This window comes from Tsukamurella spumae (assembly GCF_012396015.1).
Taxonomy (GTDB): domain Bacteria; phylum Actinomycetota; class Actinomycetes; order Mycobacteriales; family Mycobacteriaceae; genus Tsukamurella; species Tsukamurella spumae.
Window position 1 is genome coordinate 93,396 of record NZ_JAAXOQ010000008.1, and the last position, 15,306, is coordinate 108,701.

The 15,306-nt window shown below is 71.2% G+C and carries 18 protein-coding genes; 7 read left to right on the forward strand and 11 right to left on the reverse strand.

The window, feature by feature from the left end; all coding sequences use genetic code 11:
- Window positions 1-169: 169 nt before the first annotated feature.
- Window positions 170-1,165, reverse strand: coding sequence for a diacylglycerol/lipid kinase family protein (locus HF999_RS07965; protein WP_168545354.1), 996 nt, complete (start codon window positions 1,163-1,165; stop codon window positions 170-172).
- 40 nt (window positions 1,166-1,205) lie between these two features.
- On the opposite strand from HF999_RS07965, the gene HF999_RS07970 reads away from it, so the two are divergent.
- Window positions 1,206-1,667, forward strand: coding sequence for a hypothetical protein (locus tag HF999_RS07970; protein ID WP_168545355.1), 462 nt, complete (start codon window positions 1,206-1,208; stop codon window positions 1,665-1,667).
- Between the two features lie 9 nt (window positions 1,668-1,676).
- On the opposite strand, the gene HF999_RS07975 is transcribed toward HF999_RS07970, so the two are convergent.
- Window positions 1,677-2,291, reverse strand: coding sequence for a histidine phosphatase family protein (locus HF999_RS07975; RefSeq protein ID WP_168545356.1), 615 nt, complete (start codon window positions 2,289-2,291; stop codon window positions 1,677-1,679).
- Window positions 2,292-2,328: 37 nt separating this feature from the next.
- On the opposite strand from HF999_RS07975, the gene HF999_RS07980 reads away from it, so the two are divergent.
- Entirely contained in the window at window positions 2,329-3,147 is an 819-nt protein-coding gene (locus tag HF999_RS07980) for a ParA family protein (protein WP_168545357.1), read from the forward strand.
- Window positions 3,148-3,155: 8 nt separating this feature from the next.
- Here HF999_RS07980 and HF999_RS07985 read toward each other — a convergent pair whose 3' ends face one another.
- The 3 genes from HF999_RS07985 to HF999_RS07995 all read right to left on the reverse strand — a co-directional run bounded on the left by HF999_RS07985 (window position 3,156) and on the right by HF999_RS07995 (window position 5,411).
- Window positions 3,156-4,397, reverse strand: coding sequence for an Rv3212 family protein (locus HF999_RS07985; protein ID WP_168545358.1), 1,242 nt, complete (start codon window positions 4,395-4,397; stop codon window positions 3,156-3,158).
- A gap of 35 nt (window positions 4,398-4,432) precedes the next feature.
- On the reverse strand, window positions 4,433-4,660 hold the full coding sequence (locus HF999_RS07990) for a DUF3107 domain-containing protein (RefSeq protein ID WP_168545359.1): 228 nt from the start codon (window positions 4,658-4,660) through the stop codon (window positions 4,433-4,435).
- Between the two features lie 79 nt (window positions 4,661-4,739).
- On the reverse strand, window positions 4,740-5,411 hold the full coding sequence (locus tag HF999_RS07995) for a ferritin-like fold-containing protein (RefSeq protein ID WP_168545360.1): 672 nt from the start codon (window positions 5,409-5,411) through the stop codon (window positions 4,740-4,742).
- 262 nt (window positions 5,412-5,673) lie between these two features.
- Here HF999_RS07995 and HF999_RS08000 point away from each other — a divergent pair, with 262 nt between their 5' ends.
- Window positions 5,674-7,242, forward strand: a complete 1,569-nt coding sequence (locus HF999_RS08000; RefSeq protein WP_168545361.1) for a DEAD/DEAH box helicase — start codon at window positions 5,674-5,676, stop codon at window positions 7,240-7,242.
- Window positions 7,243-7,356: 114 nt separating this feature from the next.
- Here the strand turns inward: HF999_RS08000 and HF999_RS08005 are convergent, their stop codons facing one another.
- Window positions 7,357-7,740, reverse strand: a complete 384-nt coding sequence (locus tag HF999_RS08005; RefSeq protein WP_168545362.1) for a VOC family protein — start codon at window positions 7,738-7,740, stop codon at window positions 7,357-7,359.
- Window positions 7,741-7,801: 61 nt separating this feature from the next.
- Between HF999_RS08005 and HF999_RS08010 the strand changes: the two genes are divergently transcribed.
- Genes HF999_RS08010 through HF999_RS08020 form a run of 3 tightly spaced genes read left to right on the forward strand, consistent with a single transcriptional unit; the run spans window position 7,802 to window position 8,935 of the window.
- Window positions 7,802-8,269, forward strand: coding sequence for a MarR family winged helix-turn-helix transcriptional regulator (locus HF999_RS08010; RefSeq protein WP_168545363.1), 468 nt, complete (start codon window positions 7,802-7,804; stop codon window positions 8,267-8,269).
- A 40-nt stretch (window positions 8,270-8,309) separates the two neighbouring features.
- Window positions 8,310-8,543, forward strand: a complete 234-nt coding sequence (locus HF999_RS08015; RefSeq protein ID WP_168545364.1) for a type II toxin-antitoxin system Phd/YefM family antitoxin — start codon at window positions 8,310-8,312, stop codon at window positions 8,541-8,543.
- Complete coding sequence (locus tag HF999_RS08020; protein ID WP_168545437.1) at window positions 8,540-8,935, forward strand: type II toxin-antitoxin system VapC family toxin; 396 nt, start codon at window positions 8,540-8,542, stop codon at window positions 8,933-8,935. Before HF999_RS08015 ends, HF999_RS08020 begins: the two co-directional genes overlap by 4 nt.
- A gap of 174 nt (window positions 8,936-9,109) precedes the next feature.
- Here the strand turns inward: HF999_RS08020 and HF999_RS08025 are convergent, their stop codons facing one another.
- Together HF999_RS08025 and HF999_RS08030 are read right to left on the reverse strand one after the other, a co-directional pair.
- Complete coding sequence (locus HF999_RS08025; protein WP_168545365.1) at window positions 9,110-9,490, reverse strand: type II toxin-antitoxin system VapC family toxin; 381 nt, start codon at window positions 9,488-9,490, stop codon at window positions 9,110-9,112.
- Window positions 9,487-9,735 carry a type II toxin-antitoxin system Phd/YefM family antitoxin gene (locus HF999_RS08030; protein ID WP_168545366.1) on the reverse strand — a complete coding sequence of 83 codons (249 nt, stop codon included), beginning with the start codon at window positions 9,733-9,735 and terminating at the stop codon, window positions 9,487-9,489. Before HF999_RS08030 ends, HF999_RS08025 begins: the two co-directional genes overlap by 4 nt.
- Before the next feature lie 145 nt (window positions 9,736-9,880).
- On the opposite strand from HF999_RS08030, the gene HF999_RS08035 reads away from it, so the two are divergent.
- Window positions 9,881-11,029, forward strand: coding sequence for a DUF418 domain-containing protein (locus HF999_RS08035; protein WP_168545367.1), 1,149 nt, complete (start codon window positions 9,881-9,883; stop codon window positions 11,027-11,029).
- A 68-nt stretch (window positions 11,030-11,097) separates the two neighbouring features.
- Here the strand turns inward: HF999_RS08035 and HF999_RS08040 are convergent, their stop codons facing one another.
- Genes HF999_RS08040 through HF999_RS08050 form a run of 3 tightly spaced genes read right to left on the reverse strand, consistent with a single transcriptional unit; the run spans window position 11,098 to window position 15,250 of the window.
- Window positions 11,098-12,960: a phospholipase C gene (locus HF999_RS08040; protein WP_168545368.1), complete on the reverse strand. Its 1,863-nt coding sequence runs from the start codon at window positions 12,958-12,960 to the stop codon at window positions 11,098-11,100.
- On the reverse strand, window positions 12,957-14,099 hold the full coding sequence (locus HF999_RS08045) for a Dyp-type peroxidase (RefSeq protein WP_168545369.1): 1,143 nt from the start codon (window positions 14,097-14,099) through the stop codon (window positions 12,957-12,959). Before HF999_RS08045 ends, HF999_RS08040 begins: the two co-directional genes overlap by 4 nt.
- Window positions 14,096-15,250 (reverse strand): EfeM/EfeO family lipoprotein, encoded by a 1,155-nt coding sequence (locus tag HF999_RS08050; protein ID WP_168545370.1) that lies wholly within the window; start codon window positions 15,248-15,250, stop codon window positions 14,096-14,098. The genes HF999_RS08045 and HF999_RS08050 overlap by 4 nt, the downstream gene beginning before the upstream one ends.
- Between the last annotated feature and the right edge of the window lie 56 nt (window positions 15,251-15,306).

The following is a 15,306-nucleotide window of genomic DNA, read 5'->3' on the forward strand; positions in this document are numbered from 1 at the left end:
TACACTCCTGCCGGTTCAGCGGCGTGCCCGCAAGAGTATCCGCACACGCTGCAGGTTTGCAACAGTTTTCTTGCGGTGGGTGATCTATCGCTCAATCCGCCCGCGGCGATGTCTTCGCGCCGAGTCTGTGGGAAGCCCCCGCCGGGAGCCGCGCTCGCCGCGATCCCCGTCAGCGCACGCGCGGCAGTGGGGGCAGGTCGGCGACGACCCGGATCCGCTCCGGCGAGTACCAGAACCGCACCTCGGTGCGCTCGCCGAGATGGTCGCCGTCGACCTGCGCCGCGACCGGGACGTCGCTGGTCACGCGAAGCTCGGGCAGGTCGTCGTGCCGGACGAGGTGGCGCACCGTCGGACCCTTCGTGCGGCGGGCCGAGAGCATCTGCCGGACCAGCATGAGGTTCGGGACCGTGCGCATCGAGCGCGACGCGAACACCCCCAGTCCGGTGCCGTAATCGGTCCCCGGGTTGGTGAAGACGGCGCGGTTGTTGAGGAAGGTCCAGGGGCTCGCGTTCGATACGAACGCGAAGTGCACCCCGTCGATCTCCTCCCAGGTGCCCGGCTGCTCGCCCGGTAGGTGGACGGTGAGTAGCGGCTCGCGTCGCGCGGCCCGGAAGAAGGTACGGATGGAGGTGCGCACGTACCGCGCGGAGGTCGCGGCCTTGCCTTTGGCGCGCAGCGCCTCCATGTTCGCGATGACCTCGGCGTCGACGCCCATGCCCGCGTTGAACAGGAAGTAGCGCTCGTCGGCGCAGCCCAGGCCGATGGTCCGGAAGCTGCGGCGCGCCAGCAGGTCGGTGAGGTGGACGGTGGCCTCCTCGGGGTTGCGCGGAACCGCGAGGGACCGAGCGAAGACGTTCGCGCTCCCGCCGGGGATCACGGCGACCGCCGGCAGGGATTCGGGGGCGACCGGGGCGGCCGCGCCGGGCAGGCCCTCGCGCCCGAGGATCCCGCACACCACCTCGTTGACGGTGCCGTCGCCGCCGTGCACGATCACCAGGTCGGTGCCGTCCGCGCGGGCCGCGGCGGCGAGTTCGGCCGCGTGACCGCGGTGCTGCGTCTGCGCCAGGGTCACGTCCAGCGTGGACGCCAACGCCATGGCGACGAGGTCTCGTCCCGCTGCGGTGATGGACGTGGCGTTGGGGTTGGAGATCAACAGGGCGCGCACACCGAGCAGCCTACCCACGCCGCCCCGATACCCTGGTGTCGTGACATCGACGAACGACGGCGACCGACCCCGCGCGACGCGCTCGACGGCGAAGCGCTCGGGCGCCACGCGCACCGCTGCGCCCGTGACGGTCCTCGTGGCCGGCGGCCTCGTGGCGATCGAGGGGGCGATCGCGCTGGTCGTGGGCGTCGTCGAGCTGGTGCGCGGGCTGACCGGCCACGCCGCCACCACCACGGGCGCCTACGGCCTGGCCTTCTGGATGATCCCGATGGGCGCCGCGGTGCTCGCCGGCGGTGTCGCGCTGCTGCGCGGCAAGCGCTGGGGGCGCACCCTCGGCGTGCTCACCAACCTGCTGCTCGGCTTCACGGGCATCAGCGGCGCGTTCGCCCAGAGCTCCCCGCTGCTCGGCTACCCGCTCCTCGCCCCCGCCATCGTCGTGCTCGTCCTCCTGTTCAGCCCGCCGACGGTGGCGTGGCTCGAGGGGGAGTACCGCCAGGACTGATGCGGGGCGCTACCGCCCGCTGTAGTGCGCCGCGGCGTAGCCGGTGAGTCCGAACCGGGTCAGCTGCGGGACGTCGTCGCGGTCGTAGCCGAACACGGCGGCGGACGCGGGCAGGATCATCACGTTGCGGCCGAATTCCGGTGCCTGCCCGAGGAACCGGGCCGTCAGCACCCGTCCGAGGTGGCCGTGCGCGACGAGGACCACGTCACCGTCGGCCATCGCGGCCCGAGCCCGGTCGAGCACCCGGTCCACCCTCGCGGAGACCTGTGCCATCGACTCCCCGCCCGGCGCGCCGGAGCGCCACACCGTCCACCCCGGGTCGTCGACGCGGATCTCGGCGCTGGTCAGGCCCTCGTAGTCGCCGTAGTCCCACTCGGCGAGGTCGGGGTCGACCCCCGTCACCGTCAGGCCCGCGAGTTCGGCGGTGCGGGCGGCGCGATGGCGCGGGCTCACCCACACCGTCGGGTTCCGCAGGGCGAGCGACTCCAGAACGCCGGCGAGGCCGCGCGCCTGCTCCGCCCCGGTCTCGGTGAGGTCGATGTCGGTGACGCCGGTGTGGCGGCCGGACCGCGACCATTCCGTCTCGCCGTGGCGGATGTAGACGAGGCGTGCTGCGGTGCTCATCCGATCATCGTCGCGCATCGGTGGGTACCCTCGCAGCATGACCGGTGCCACGCCGTCCGACGGCGCCCCCTTCGTCCTCGCCGTCGCCAACCAGAAGGGCGGCGTCGCGAAGACCACCACCGTCGCCAGCCTCGGTGCGGCGCTGGTGGAGCTGGGTGCCCGCGTGCTCGTCGTCGATCTCGACCCGCAGGGCTGCCTGACCTTCTCGCTCGGCCACAACCCCGACCGCATCGAGAACAGCGTGCACGACGTGCTCCTGGGCGACAAGACGATCGACGAGGTGCTGCTCGAGACCGAGGACGGGGTCACGGTGCTGCCGGCCACGCTGGACCTCGCGGGCGCGGAGGCGCTGCTGCTCATGCGCGCGGGGCGCGAGTACGCGCTCAAGCGGGCCCTCGCGGATGTCGGCGACCGGTTCGACATCGTGATCATCGACTGCCCGCCCAGCCTCGGCGTGCTCACGCTCAACGGGCTCACGGCCGCCGACGCCGTCGCGATCCCGCTGCAGTGCGAGACGCTGGCGCACCGCGGCGTCGGGCAGTTGCTCAAGACGGTGCGCGACGTGCAGGCCATCACCAACCCGGATCTGTCCATGCTCGGCGCGATCGCCACGATCTACGACGCGCGCACCACGCACAGCCGCGACATCCTCTCCGATGTCGCCGACCGCTACGGGCTGGACGTGCTCTCCCCGCCGATCCCGCGCACCGTCCGGTTCGCCGAGGCGAACGCCGCGGGCCGGACCGTGCTCGCGGGCCGGAAGAACAAGGGCGCCACCGCCTACCGCGAACTGGCGCAGAGCATCCGGGCCCACGTCGCCGACGGTGCGCCGCTGGTCACCTGGGTCGCGGACTAGCGTTTCGGTCAGGCCGGACGGTACGCCTGTACCGTTCCGCCCCACTGGCTCACCAGCGCATCGCTCGCCAGCGTGAGCAGGACCGGCCCCGTCGAATAGCCGGGCCGGGAGACGGGCGTCGAGCGGACCTGCGCCCGGGTGGCCAGATCGTAGGCGGTGAGCGTGGTCGGGCCGGGTACCACGATCTGGCCGCCCACGACCGCGCCGGGCCCGAGCGTTCCCGGGATCACCATCTCGGCCACGAGCGACGGGGCGTCCACGACGACGGTCGAGGTCCCCGTGAAGAACGATGCGATCCCGGCCTCGGTCACCACGGGCACGTCCCGGGGCGCGCCGCCGGCCGGCGTCGTCACGTCCACGGAGCGCAGCTCGCGCCCCTGCAGGTCGACGGTGACCACGCGCGCGGACCGGCCGTCCTGCGCGGGCAGGTAGGCCACGGCGCCGGCCGCGGTGGCGGTGATGAGGCGAGGACGGTCACCGTCGACGGGCTCGGAGGAGCCGAGGGCCGCCGCGACCACCGACGAGGTCTCCTGCGGCTCGCTCGCCTCCTTCGGCGATGCGCCGATGACGGTGAGCCGCGGGTAGGGCTCCGTCGGGCAGGTCTCGAGGATGGTGATCGAAGCGCCGGAGGGCAGCGCGGAGCCGATGGTGCAGCCCGAGCGGGGTTGCACGCCGGGGTTCACGGGGACATCGGGCTTGCCGTACTCGACGGTGCGCACCAGGTCGGAACGGAACACGTCGACCCGCGTGGGCCCCTGCGCGATCGCGTAGTTGCCGTCGCCGGTGAGCGTGACCTCGTGGTCCTCGCGGCTCGACCGGCTCGCGCGGCGCTGCCCCGTGACGGGGTCCAGTGCCATGACCTCCCCGCATCCGCGGACATCGCGGTAGAACGCCAGGACGAGGCCGGCGTTGGCGGTCAGTCCGCACACCTGCGTGTCGCCGCGGGCGTACCGCCAGGTGCGCTTGCCGGTGGCCGGGTCGTGCCCGGTGACCTCCCCGCCGCGGGCGGTCACGACGGTGCCGGCCAGGGCGAGGACGGGACGGTCCGACTCCGCGGTCCAGGCCTCGCGGAGCGCCGCGGGGAGCTCGATCAGCGAGCCGGGCACCGTCGACGGGGTCGGAGCCGTCTCGCTGACGGCCCTACCCGCCGAGCCGGTGTTCCACGCCACGAAGCCCGCGACGAGCGCCACGACCACGATCGCGGCGGTCACCGCGAGGTCGACTGCGGTCCTGCGTTCGGGTTTCACCACGGCCTGAGCCTACTGGCGGGAGGCCGCGGTGCCCGTCAGCTGGCGTTGAAACCGACGGAGCGGCTCTCGTTCACGCCGAGCTCGACGTAGGACACGCGGGCGGCGGGCACAAGGTAGCGCTTGCCCTTCTCGTCCGTGAGCTCCAACAGCTCGGTGCGGCCGGCGAGCGCATCGCCCACGGCCTTCTTGACGTCCTCGGACGAGTCCTTGCTCTGCAGCACGAGTTCGCGGTTCGACTCCGCGATACCGATCTTGATCTCCATGGCACGAGGTTATCCGTCCCCGTGCCGCGGGGGCGCCGCGAGCCCGGCGATTTCAGCTGACAGCAGTCGCGGCCCGGAGTCAGCCGAGGCCGAGGGTCGCCATCCGCTCGGCGTGCCGGGTCTGCAGCGACTCGAAGAACTGCGCCACGCCGGGCAGATCGCCGGAGTGCTCGAAGAGCAGCGCGGCGAGCTCGTCGCGCGTGGCGAGTACCTCCTGCGCCTGGGTGATGGCCTCGGAGAGCAGCCGACGCCCCCACAGGGTCAGCGGGGACCGCAGCCCGGGGTTCGCGGCGATCGCGCCGCGCACCCGGGAGACCGCGAACTCGGATTCGCGAGTGTCGGACAGCACGGCGGCGACCACCGATGCCGGCTCGCCCGGCAGGGCCCGCGCCACCTCGGAGTAGAAGTCGGCGGCGAGGCCGTCGCCGATGTACGCCTTGACGAGAGCCTCGTTCCAGTTCCGGGGCGTGGTCCGCTCGTGGTAGCGGGTGACCACCGGGACGAACGGTGCGGTCGCGACGGTCACGTCCTGCCCGCGACGGTCCAGCTCGGTGTCGAGCAGCTCGAAGTTGCGCATCTGGGCCGCCGCCATCGACGCCACGGCGATCCGTCCGCGCAGGTCCGGTGCCATCTCCGATTCCTTCGCCAGTCGCTGGAAGGCAGCGAGCTCGCCGTACGCGAGCACCGCGAACAACGCCGCCACGCCCGGGTGCTCGGCGGTGGTTCCCCGATCCTGCGCCTGTTCGCTCATAGTGCACATGCTAGTGCCAGCCGCGATGCGGGGTACCATGATGAACGTGCGATCCAGCGAGGTCGCCGGTAGTTGTGCGCGCACTCCGCTCCGAACCGGGGCGTTGGAGTCGAGGACGCGGCTCGGATCATCACGACCCGGGTCCCATTCATGGCCGGAAACAGTGCGCGCGGGAAACACGCGACGCATACGCCGCCCATGAAAGGCAGACATCATCACCACCGATAACGACATCCATACCGAGCCCGCCACCGAAGAGGGCATGCCCGACGTCCACGTGATCGGCGACGATCACGTCTCGCCCAGCTTCGCCGAACTCGGCGTCGATCAGGGCATCGTGGACGCCCTGGGCCGGCGCGGCATCGAGCGCACCTTCGCGATCCAGGAGCTGACGCTGCCGCTCGCCCTGGCCGGCAACGACCTGATCGGCCAGGCCCGCACGGGCATGGGCAAGACCTACGGTTTCGGCGTCCCGCTGCTCAATCGCCTCATCACGCAGGCCCGGGCCGAGGTCGGCGAGGACGGACTGCGGGCGCTCGACGGTACGCCGCGCGCGCTGATCATCGTGCCGACGCGCGAGCTGTGCGTGCAGGTGACCGAGGACCTGGAGCGCGCCGCCGACGGCGTGCGCGTGCAGACCACGAAGGGCGAGCGCGAGCTGCGGATCACCTCGATCTACGGCGGCCGTCCGTACGAGTCCCAGATCGAGGCGCTGCAGAAGGGCGTCGACGTCGTCGTCGGTACCCCCGGGCGCCTCCTCGACCTGGCCAAGCAGGGCCACCTCGTGCTCGGCAAGATCCAGATCCTGGTGCTCGACGAGGCCGACGAGATGCTGGACCTGGGCTTCCTGCCGGATATCGAGAAGGTCCTCGGCATGGTCCCCACCGATCGCCAGACCATGCTCTTCTCGGCCACCATGCCCGGCCCGATCATCACGCTGGCCCGCACCTTCCTGCGGCAGCCCACGCACGTGCGCGCCGAGCACCACGACGATTCCGCCGTGCACGAGCGCACCACCCAGTTCGTCTACCGCGCCCACGCGCTGGACAAGGTGGAGCTGGTGGCGAAGGTGCTGCAGGCCGAGGGCCGAGGCGCCACGATGATCTTCACGCGCACCAAGCGCACCGCGCAGAAGGTCGCCGACGATCTCGCCGAGCGCGGCTTCAAGGTCGGCGCCGTGCACGGCGATCTGGGCCAGGTGGCCCGGGAGAAGGCGCTCGGCAAGTTCCGCGACGGCGGTATCGACGTGCTCGTCGCCACCGATGTCGCGGCCCGCGGCATCGACATCGACGACGTCACCCACGTGATCAACTTCCAGTGCCCCGAGGACGACAAGACCTACGTGCACCGCATCGGCCGCACGGGCCGCGCGGGCAAGACCGGCACCGCGGTGACCCTCGTCGACTGGGACGAGCTGCACCGGTGGGAGCTCATCGACAAGGCCCTCGGCCTGGGCAAGCCGGAGCCGGTGGAGACCTACAGCTCCAGCGAGCACCTGTTCACCGATCTCGGCATCGACCCGAAGGTCAAGGGCAGCCTGCCCGGCGTGCGCAAGCGCGCCGAGGGCGAGGTCGTGGAGCGCAAGCCCCGCGAGAAGCGCGAGCCCCGCGCCCGGACCCGTACGCGCACGCGCGGCGGGCAGAAGACCGACGGTGCCGCCCCCGCCGAGGCGCCCACGCAGGCTCCCACGTCCGACGGTGCGCCGTCGGCGACCGCGGCCGAGGGCTCCGGCCCCGAAGGCGACGCCCCGGCACGCAAGCGTCGCCGTCGTCGCCGCTCCGGCGCGAAGAAGACCGAGGGCGCCGCACCCGCCGAGGCCGCGGCCGAGTAGGCCCCCGAACAACGGACCCCGCCATCACCTTTCGGTGATCGCGGGGTCCTTTCGGTTGGAGCGGGGAGCTACCCGATCGGGGCGTTGCCCCTGTCCCGCCGAGCCGGCGGACGTTCACGGTCGGGCACGGTCGGCGCGATCGTGCAGGGTGACGTGGTAGCCGTCGAGGTCGACGAACGTGAACGTGCGCCCGAACGGGCCGTCGATAGGGGCTGCGGCGATGGTGTGGCCGGCGGCGACCAGTGCGTCATGGATGGACTGGGTGTCGGTGGCGTGCAGCCAGATCGCCGCGCCGACGCCGGGCTGGGCAACGGCGTCGAGGTCGGTGCCGGGCACGAGGTCGCGGAGGGCGAAGGCGATGGGGGCGGTGTCGAACACGACGGCATGCGGGGGTCCCGCGGGTGAGCGGACGAGCCCGAGGAACCGCTCGTAGAACGCCTGTGCGGCGTCGAGGTCGCGTACCTGGAGAGAAAGGAAGTCGGGGCCGGTGACCGGCATGGCGTGCTCCTGTCGTGTATGTCAAATAGCTGACATCGAGACTGTATGTCAGAATACTGACATGAGTCAAGGCGAGCGCATCGATCTGGAGCAGTCCATGGGCTACCTGCTCAAGGAGGCGTCCGTGGCGTTGCGGGTCGCAATGGAGGAGGTGCTGCGTCCGATGGGGATGAACATCACGCACTATTCGTGCCTCGAGTTACTTGCGCAGAGGCCCGGACTGTCCAACTCCGAACTCGCGCGGGGGGCCTTCGTCACTCGGCAGGCGATGCACGTCCTGCTGCAGACGCTCGAGCGTGACGGTGAGGTGTTGCGGCCCGCGGTCGCTCCCGCGGGGCGCGCTCTCCCCGCCCAGCTCACTCCACGAGGCCGGCGCCGGCTGGCGAAGGCCTCCGAGGCGGTGCGGTCGGTCGAGCAGCGGATGCTCGCCGATATCGCGCCCGCCGACCAGTCCACGACGTTCGCCGTGCTGCATCAGATGGCGCGTGCCCTACAGGGCGAGAAGGCGGCGAAACAGGTGGAGACATAACTGACTAGTTGGACTGGTCCGATTGGCGTATCGTGTGTCCATGCGCACCATCACGAGCACCGAGGCGAAGGCCAAGTTCAACGCCGTCCTCGCCGAGGTGGAGAAGACGGGGAGGTCGGTCACCGTCACCTCGCACGGCCGCGCGGTCGCCGTGATTTCGCCTGCGACACCGAAGACGCGCACGTTCGGGCAGTTTCCTGGACTGGTCATCTCGGATGACTTCGATGCACCCCTCCCCGACGAGGAGCTGGCGGCGTGGGATTCCGCTTCATGACCGCGGTGCTGCTGGACACCAACGCACTCCTGTGGCTGGTGAAGTCGCCCGAACTGGTGGCGGAGTCGGCACGCGAGGTGCTCGAAGACCCGGCCAACGACCTGTTCGTCTCGGCGGCTTCGGCGTGGGAGATCGCGATCAAGACCCGCCTGGGGCGTCTCGACGGAGCGGGGATCCTGTCGAGCTGGAAGGACACCCTGGAGGCGATGACGGCTCAGGAGTTGGCCATGGACTCGGCGGACGCCACACTGGCCGGGCAGTTGAACTGGGACCATCGGGACCCGTTCGACCGGATGATCGTCGCCCAGGCCACCCGCCGCGGGCTCGCGATCGCCACCAGCGACCGAGTGATCCGCGAGGGGGCGATGACACAGGTCATCGTCACGAAGTAGTCCACGAATCAGCGAAGCCGTAGGGGAGCTACTCGACCGGGGTCCGACTTACCGAAATTCTGGCCTCGCGCCTGCGTGGGTGCCCTTCGTTCGACTTGTCGGCCTCGGCCGGGTAGCTCGCCACCTGGCGGTGGTGGGGCCACCCGCGGCCTCCTGGCGATTACGCGCGGCGGCTTAGACCGTTACAACCTCAAGATGGCCGTCCAGGCCACGGAAGTCCGCCGGGTTCCGGGTGTACAGGCGCGCGCCATGCGCGTGTGCGGTGGCCGCGATGAGCAAGTCCATCACCCGGCCGCGAGGCTTGCGCGCAGCATCGACCACTGCGGCTGCGAGGCGCCCGTAGCTCTCCGCGACAGCCCCATCGAGCGGCAACGCATCGAAGCTGCGTTCCAGAACAAGCAGCCGCCTCAGTCGCTCAGCACGAACTTGCTGCGTGCGGGCCACCAGAACACCGAAGTGCATCTCCGCGAGTGTGACCGCACTGATCGCCAGCTCGCCTTCAAGCGGCGCAACGTCTGTCGCGATCACGACACTGGTATCCAAGAGCGCCTTCACTCGGGCAACCACGGATCGCGAAGCTGCTGATCCACCCGATCTCGATCACCATCCCAATCCGGATCGGCACCACCCTCGAACAGCGCAGCGATATCCTCGTAGCGCCGCCACGCGCGCGGGACCGCCGACACCATCCGTGCGCTAGGACGCCCCGACACCGTGATCGTGATCTCCTCGCCCGCCTCAACATCACGCACCAATTCGGACGCGTTCTGCCGGAGTTCGCGAAGCCCTATCGTCTTCATCTCACCCACTGTAGCATCTGTGCTACCGCGTTGGTTTGCGCGATTTGACCACACGAAACGCGGAGTCCGTCAGCCGAACGACGGACCCCCGGCCCCGCCGGATGGCGGTCGCGGGGCCGTCGTGCCCTCGGGGAACGTGAGGGTCATGACCTCGACCTCGGCCCCCACGGACCCACAGGCGCCCACGACGCGCCGCATCGCCTCGCTCGACGTTGCCCGCGGCATCGCGATCCTCGGCACCTTCGGCACCAACGTGTGGATCTTCACCGAGCCGCGGGGGATGGTTGGGTACCTGCAGACGGTGGGCGGCGAGTCGTTGCCGATCCGGGTGCTGCAGACCCTCGCGCAGGGGAAGTTCCTGGGCCTGCTCAGCCTCATGTTCGGGGTGGGCCTGGCGATCCAGCAGGCGTCGGCCGTGCGCCACGAGCGCCCGTGGCCGGGGCGGTACTGGCGCCGCGCCCTGGTCCTGTTCCTCGACGGCCTGGTGCACTTCCTGCTCGTCGCCGAGTTCGACGTGCTGATGGGCTACGCGCTGGTCTCGTTCCTCGTCTCCGCACTGCTGATCCTGCGACCGGTCGTGCGCACGCGCTGGGTGATCGGCGCGGTCGCCGTGCACCTGGCGGTGGTCGTGCTCGCGGTGATCGCCATGATGCTGCCCGGCGAGGGGACGACGGGGGAGCGGTCGACCGCGAATCCCTATGCCGACGGCTCGTTCTGGGATCTGGTGCTGTTCCGTGCCGACCACGGCCTGCTCTTCCGCGCGGAGACGATCTTCCTGGTCCCGCTGACCATCGCCATGTTCCTCACGGGCGCACGGTTGTTCCAGGCGGGGATCTTCGGGCCGGACGGCACCGACCTCCGGCGCCGCCTGACGAGGATCGGGGCCGTCGCCGCCGTCGTGGACCTCGCGGTGGGCATCGCCGGTGCGCCGCTGGGATTGTCGGGCCCCGCGGTGTTCGTGGGGCGATACGCGATCGCCCCGCTCGTGGCGCTGGGGCTGCTCGCGGTGATCGCGGAGTTCTACCAGCGACGTGCGGTGGGGCGGGTCGGCGGCGCGCTGAGCAAGGTCGGCCGGACTGCCCTGAGCTGCTACGTGCTGCAGAACCTCGTGGCCTCGGCGCTCTGCTACGGCTGGGGGCTGGGCCTGGCGGCGCGGTTCGGTGCCGATCACCGCCTCGCGTTCACGGTGGCCGTGTACGTCACGGTGATGGCGTGCCTGCTCGCGGCCTCCGCCCTCTGGACGCGCCGGTTCGACCGCGGCCCGATCGAGATGCTCATGCATCGCGCCGCGTGAACCGCGAATGCGGTCGTTCTCCCACGGATACCGCAGGAGAACGACCGCACTGGGCGGCGAGCAGCCGTCTACGACGCCGACCGGCGGCTGCGCAGCGCCCAGACGCCCACGCCGACGAGAATCACGACGACCACGGGGATGCCCACCCACAGCCAGGTGTTCGACGAGGAGTCCTTCGACTCGCCCGCGGCCTGCGTGGCGGACGGTGCGGCCGCGGCGCTGGACGGTGCGCCCTTCACGGCGGCGGTCTGCGCCCCCTGGTCCGCGGGCGGCGGGGAATCGACCACGGCGCCGGTGACCTGATTCAGCCACACCTTGTCGGTGCGCGGCGATCCGAAGTCGAAGAACCCGTCCAGCTTTCCGGATCGTTCGTCGGCGGAATCGGTGACGCGGCCCGTGCGCCAGTTGTCCTCGATGAACTTGGTGATCGAGGCCTGCTCGATGGCGTCGTGGTTCACCGTGTTCTTCCGGGCGAAGGGCGAGATCAGCAGGAAGGGCTGGCGGGTGCCGGGGCCGCAGCGCACCGACTGTCCGGCGAGCGCGGGCGCGGCGGCATCGGCGCAGATCCCCTTGTCCAGCTTGGGATCCTTGCTGCCCGAGAGGATCACCGGAGCCTGGTGGTCGTACCAACCGTCCGAGTCGTCGTACGCGAGGATCAGCGCGGTCGACGCCCAGTCCTTGGACTGCTGCAGGCGGTTGACGTACGTCGCGATGAAGGTCTGCTCGTCCAACGGATCCGAGTACGCGGCGTGGCCGTCCTGGTACTCGCCGGCCTTGAGGAAGCTCACCGCGGGCAGGCTGCCGGCGTTGAGCGCGGCGTCGAAGTCGGTGAGGTCGTAGTTGTGGTTCGCGGGGCCGTTGTGACCGACCTCGGCGACGTTCGCCGGAGCGACGTGATGCTCGTTGGCCGTCGACTGGTAGTAGGCGAACGGGTTGTGGTGCGGGCTGTAGTCGATCGACGCGTTGCCGGCCACGTTCTTGTGCGTGGCGTTGCACAGCGCGCGGGCGCCGCCCGCGGCGGCCGTCGACGGGCGGAAGCCGCCCTGGAACCAGCCCCAGGACACCGACCTCTCGTTCAGCAGATCGCCGATGTTCTTGCCCTGCATGGCCGCCAGCGCGTCCTTGCCGGTGCGGTTCTTGTTCGAGCAATCGTCGTGCAGCGGGTCCGGGTCCTCGTACACGGTGCCCACGCCGGCGGCGTTCGGGGCCCCGACGGTGTACTTGTCCGGCGCCGTGGTCTTCTTCCCGGTGGCGGCGTCGTAGGACTCGACGCCGAAGGTCTGGCCGGAGATCAGGTTGATCGCGCCCGGCGTGGACGGGCCGAACTGGGTGGACCAGAAGTTGTCGCCCAGCGTGTAGTTCTGCGCGTAGTTCCACAGGCCCGTCACGGTGTTGCCGTCGTAGTAGCCCATCACCGAGCCGGGGTGCTCGAACATGCCGGGGCCGGACGAGGCGCACTTGTCCTTCGTGGTGAACTCCACGAACTTGTCCATCGCGCCGCCGTTCGCGGCCTCCTGCTCCGCCGTGTACTCGTGGTTCTGGTCGCAGGTCACCGCCTGGCCCGGTGTGAAGCGGAAGGGCTTGTACTTGTTGGGGTTCGCGTCCCCCGCGAGCCCGGCGCGGGTGAAGGTGTTGACGTCCGTGGGGGTTCCGGGCGCGGCGGTGAACCGCGGGGCGTCGAGGCCCGAGCCCTGCAGCTTCTCGCCGGGGGTGTTCGCGGCCACCGGGTAGGTGCCGAAGTAGTGGTCGAAGGAGATGTTCTCGTTGAAGATCACCACCACGTGCTTGATCGGGGTGGCGGTGTCGCCGGGATCGGCGAGCGCCGACGGCGCGCCGATCGCGCCGGCCGCCAGCGTGATCGCCGCGGCACCGGCGAGCGCTGCGGCGCGCGTGGTGCGGGAACGAGTTCCCCGGTAGCGGAAGGGGTTCACAGTATGCCTCCTGTCGTGGAGCAGTCCGTTCCCGTGTCGCGGGGCGGAAGATAGAAGTAGCCGCCGCCGAACGGGGCGATGTAATCGGTGAGCGGTTCGCCGCTCAGCCGTTCCTGGACCGCCTCGAACTGGCCGACGAGGTCCCGCTGCAGGCAGGTGAAGACCAGCCCCAGGTCGAGGTTGCCGTTGGCGTCGAGTCCACCGGCGTAGTTGTAGGCGCGGCGGAAGATCCGCGAGCCGTCGGTCTCCGCCGTCCGCGGATTCGCGAGCCGGATGTGGCTGGTCAGCGGGATCACGTCGCCGCCCGGATCGTCGGCGTACTGCGGCGCGTCGAGCTCGGTGCTGCCGTCGAGTGGGGCGCCGCTCGCGCGGTCGCGGCCGAAGATGTTCTCCTGCTCGGACAGGGAGATCCGGTCCCAGAACTCGGTGAGCATGCGGATCAGACGGACCACGAGGAAGGTACCGCCGCGGGTCCAGGGCTGGGCGGCACCGTCGAGCCACACGAGCCGGTCGAACTCCTCGGGGCGCACGTTGGACGTCCCGTCCTTGAAGCCGAAGTGGTTGCGGGGCGCACCGTCGGGCCTGGGGGACGGTTGCGAGCCGTCCTGCCGCCACCGCGGCGCGAGCCCGCCCCGCCCGGCGCGACTGAGGTCGCGCAGCGCGTGCAGCACGGTGTCCTGCTCCGCCGCCCGGATCTCCAGGAGCAGGTCGCCGTGGCAGCGCGCCGGATCGAGCCGGTCGTCGTCGAACTCGCGCATCGGGCGGATGCCCGCCGGCCGTTTGTCGGTGTGCCAGCGGTCGAAGAAGCTCGCCCCGTACCCGATGTTCACCGTGAGGTCGGGTGCGCCGTCGAGGTCGGGGCCGAGGGTCCCGGAGTCGGTGGGCGGGGCGGTGATCGCGGTGGCGACGGGCGTGTGCGGCTGGCGCAGCGCGCCGATCCGCTCGCGCAGCGCGTGCAGCAGCGCATCCGTCTCGGCGGCCGAGTCGCACGTGACGTCGAAGGCCGCGTAGGTCGCGTGGCGCTGCTCGGCCACCGGTGCCGGCTTCGGAGCCGCCCCGTCCCGAGCGCACGCCGCGAGGCCCACGGCCCCCGCCGCCGCGGCGGCCCCGCCGAGGAAGCCGCGGCGCGACGCCCTCACTTCGTCCGCCGGACGTCGGCGATCGCGGCGATCGGGGCGAGCAGTTCGACGAGGCCGCCGAACGCGGTGTTGAGCCGTTGCCGGTCGGCGAGGGGGAGATCGCCGAGCGGGCGCGCGGGGAACCGGCCGGCGAGGTCCGCGCACACCGCGTCGGCGCGGTCGAGCGCGGCGCGGGTCTGCGGCAGCCGCGGGTACCGTGTCGCCAGTACGGCGTTCAGCGCATCCAGGACGCGCCGGGTGCCCTCGAGGTTCGCGGCGGCGGTGTCGAGGCCCGTGTGCGAGCCGGCGTCATCGGCGCCCGTGAGGGTGAATTCGATCGTGTTCTCGGTGATCTCGTGCGCGCGCAGGCCGATCTGCAGCGGGTTCACCGCGAGCGACGGGTAGTCGGCGAGCAGTCCGTCGACCTCGGTCACCAGGGTCCGCTCCGCCGCGGCGGGCACCGTCGGGGAGGGGGCCCAGAGCGCCGCTTCGATCGCGTGGAAGCCGGTCGCGTCGCCGGTGGTGCGGCGGCCGTTGATCTTTCCGTCCCAGTCGCCGAAGGCGTCGTACGCCGCACCGAGCGTCTCGTACAGGCGGTGCGCCGCGCGCCACGCGGTGCGCTGGCTCTCGATGTCCGGGGCGGCGGCGAGGGCCGCGACGGCAGCGCGCAGCGCGGGCAGGCGCCCGCCGACCCAGGCCTGGTAGTCCAGCGTCGCGGGGGTGAGGTCCTGCGTCGAGGTCGGGATCACGGCGGGCCCGCGCGGCGCATCGCCCGGCACCCGGAAGGAGGCCCCGGTGACGGCGTCGGTCTCGGCGAAGTAGCACTCGAACCGGTACTCGCCGGAGCCGAGCGCGACGCGCAGCAGGCGCGTGGCCTGCGGAGCGAGCGCATCCAGTTCCGCGTACACGGCACCGTCGGGACCGGCGAGCGCGAATTCGAGCGACCGCGTGGACGTGTTCGTGACCGCGAAGGTCCGGTTCCCGGCGTCGACGGTGCCGGACGGTGCCGCGCAGCCGTCCAGCTTCGCGGTCAGCCCGACGGTGCCCGCGGGCGCGGTCCGGCTCGTCGACGGTGCGTCGGGAGCGGTCAGCAGGTACGCGCCGCCGGCCACGGCGACGACCGCGGCGAGAGTGAATGCGGTGGGCGCGACCCACCGCCGGGGAACCGGCACCCGTCGACGCTAGCCCGCAGGAATCGGGCAAATCAGGACATGATACTGCGGCGTCC